Below are 2,266 nucleotides of genomic sequence, written 5' to 3' on the forward strand. Positions count from 1 at the left end.
CGGTGCGCGGCCGCGAGCCCCGCGGTCCCGGCTCCTACGATGACGACGTCGACGGTCTCCACGACGTCCCTGTGCTGTGCGCTGATTGCGGTACTGAGCACGTGCCCCTCCCCAGGTAGGCGCCGCCGGTGGGAGGCCTTATGCCCCCAACGGGCCCCCGGAATGCCCGAGTTCGCGTTCGTATCGAACAGCGGGCATCGAACGGTGGGCGTCGAGCCTAGGAGGCACACGCACGGAAGTCGGCCCGCGCGCGGCGGGGTGCACGCAGCACGGGGGAGCGCAGACGCACTCGCTAGCGGAGCGCCGCGCGGATCGCTTCGTCGATCGTCGGGAAGGCGAAGTCGAAGCCGGTCTCCAACAGCCGCCCCGGCAGCACCCGCTGACTGCCCAGCACGTCCTCGGCGAAGTCGCCGAGGGCGACCTTCAGGACGGGCGCGGGGACGGCGAAGAGGGTCGGGCGGCGCAGCACGCGGCCCATCGCCGCCGTCACCTCGCGATTGGTGACGGGCTCGGGGGCCGTCAGGTTCACCGGACCGGAGAGGGCGGGGGTGTCGACGAGATGGCGCAGGGCGGCCACCTCGTCGTGGAGGGAGATGTGCGACCAGTACTGGCGGCCGTCGCCCATCCGGCCGCCGAGTCCGGCGCGGAAGACGGGGAAGAGCCGTCCCCAGGCGCCGCCCTCGCGGGCCACCACCAGGCCCGTACGGGCGTAGGTGACCCGGATGCCGGCCTCCTCGGCGGGGGCGGCCGCGGCCTCCCACTCCACGCAGACCGAGGGCAGGAAGCCCGTGCCGGCGGGGGCGCTCTCGTCCACCGCGCGCGTGCCGGTGTCCCCGTACCAGCCGAGTGCCGTGCCGCAGACCAGCGCCTCCGGCGGGTTCGCGAGCGAGGCGAGCGCCTGGGAGATCGCCGTCGTGCCGAGGACCCGGCTGTCCCGGATCTCCTTCTTGTACGCCTCGTTCCAGCGGCGCTCGCCGACGCCGGCGCCCGCCAGGTGCACGACGGCGTCGACGCCGACGAGCCCGGCGGCGTCCACGTAAAGACGCTTGGGGTCCCACTCGACCTCGTCGGCGGTCCGGGCCGGGCGGCGGACGAGGCGGAGGACGTGGTGGCCGTCGGTGCGCAGGGAGCGGACGAGGGCCGAGCCGATGAGCCCGGAGGCGCCGGTGACGGCGACGCGCTTGCGGATGGCGGAACGCTGCATGGTGACCATCCTGCCCTCCCGGGAGGCCGCGTGGTCACCCTCCTGCCCTTTCGGAAGCCCGCGTGGTGGCCATCCTGCCCTCCCGGAAGGCCGCGCGGTCGCCCTCCTGCCCTCCCCGGCCGCCGCGTGGCACAGTGGCCGCCATGATCGTGCCGGAGACGCAGATGCGTATACGTACCGCCGTGCAGGACGACGACGCCGCGCTCGCGGAGCTCGACCGGGTCACCTGGTCGACCCTCCACGCCGTGCAGCCCGCCCCGGAGCCGGGCGCGCCCTTCTTCGACGAGCGCCACCTGCCCGGGCACTACCTCGTGGCCGAGGACGGCGGGGCGGTCGTCGGTTACGTCCGTGTGGCGCCGCCGACCCCGCTCGCCGCCACCGCCCACGTCCGCCAGATCCAGGGCCTCGCCGTCGCCGAGTCGGCCCGGGGCAGGGGCGTCGCCCGGGCGCTGCTGCGGGCCGCGATGGACCGGGCCCGGGAGGAGGGTGCCGTACGGATCACCCTGCGGGTCCTCGGGCACAACGCGCCGGCCCGCGCGCTCTACGCCTCCATGGGCTTCCTCGTCGAGGGCGTGCTGCCGGGCGAGATCTTCCTCGACGGGGCGTACGTGGACGACGTCCTCATGGGCCGGTCGCTACGGAGCTGAGGGGCTTCGCGGCATCCGCGTACCGCACGGGCCGGTCGCTACCGAGCCGAGGCGTCCCCCGTCCCGTCCCGCAGCAGCCGCATCCCGCCCATCAGTTCCCGCAGGCAGCGGACCGCGAGGGCGGCCGGTGAGCCCTCCCCGCGCTCCGGCGCGTCCGTCTCGGCCCAGGTCTCCAGGGCGATCCGGATCGCGTCGGTGGCCGCCGCCGCCGCGAGCCGTACCTCCAGCGGGTCGGCGTCCGGCCCCGTGAGCCCGGCGACGACCTCGCGCAGGCGCTCCTCGGACTCCTGGTTGACCCGGTACCAGACGGCCCGGAGGGCGGGGTCCTGGGCGGCGGCCCGCAGCAGCCCGCGCGTCCAGCGCAGGCCTTCCGCGTCGGCCTCGCTCGACGGGGTGAGCGAGGCCGACGCGGAAG

General features: G+C 75.4%; 2 protein-coding genes and 1 pseudogene. 1 reads left to right on the top strand and 2 read right to left on the bottom strand.

The window, feature by feature from the left end:
• Positions 1-292 precede the first annotated feature (292 nt).
• The gene (locus CCN56_RS40230; protein WP_086832501.1) at positions 293-1,213 is read right to left on the bottom strand and encodes a TIGR01777 family oxidoreductase; all 921 of its coding nucleotides are present in this window, start codon (positions 1,211-1,213) and stop codon (positions 293-295) included.
• A 155-nt stretch (positions 1,214-1,368) separates the two neighbouring features.
• On the opposite strand from CCN56_RS40230, the gene CCN56_RS40235 reads away from it, so the two are divergent.
• Positions 1,369-1,851, top strand: a complete 483-nt coding sequence (locus tag CCN56_RS40235; protein ID WP_256962438.1) for a GNAT family N-acetyltransferase — start codon at positions 1,369-1,371, stop codon at positions 1,849-1,851.
• Positions 1,852-1,889: 38 nt separating this feature from the next.
• Here CCN56_RS40235 and CCN56_RS40240 read toward each other — a convergent pair.
• Positions 1,890-2,266: pseudogene (locus CCN56_RS40240) on the bottom strand (TetR family transcriptional regulator); the annotation flags it as partial.

Origin of the sequence: Streptomyces sp. NRRL B-24572 (genome assembly GCF_002156145.1) — a bacterium.
GTDB classification, from domain to species: Bacteria; Actinomycetota; Actinomycetes; order Streptomycetales; family Streptomycetaceae; genus Streptomyces; species Streptomyces vietnamensis.

Excerpts from the sequence above, each read along its gene's own strand:
- CCN56_RS40230 (WP_086832501.1), bottom strand. The coding sequence starts at position 1,213 with ATGGTCACCATGCAGCGTTCCGCCATCCGCAAGCGCGTCGCCGTCACC.
- CCN56_RS40235 (WP_256962438.1), top strand. The coding sequence starts at position 1,369 with ATGCGTATACGTACCGCCGTGCAGGACGACGACGCCGCGCTCGCGGAG.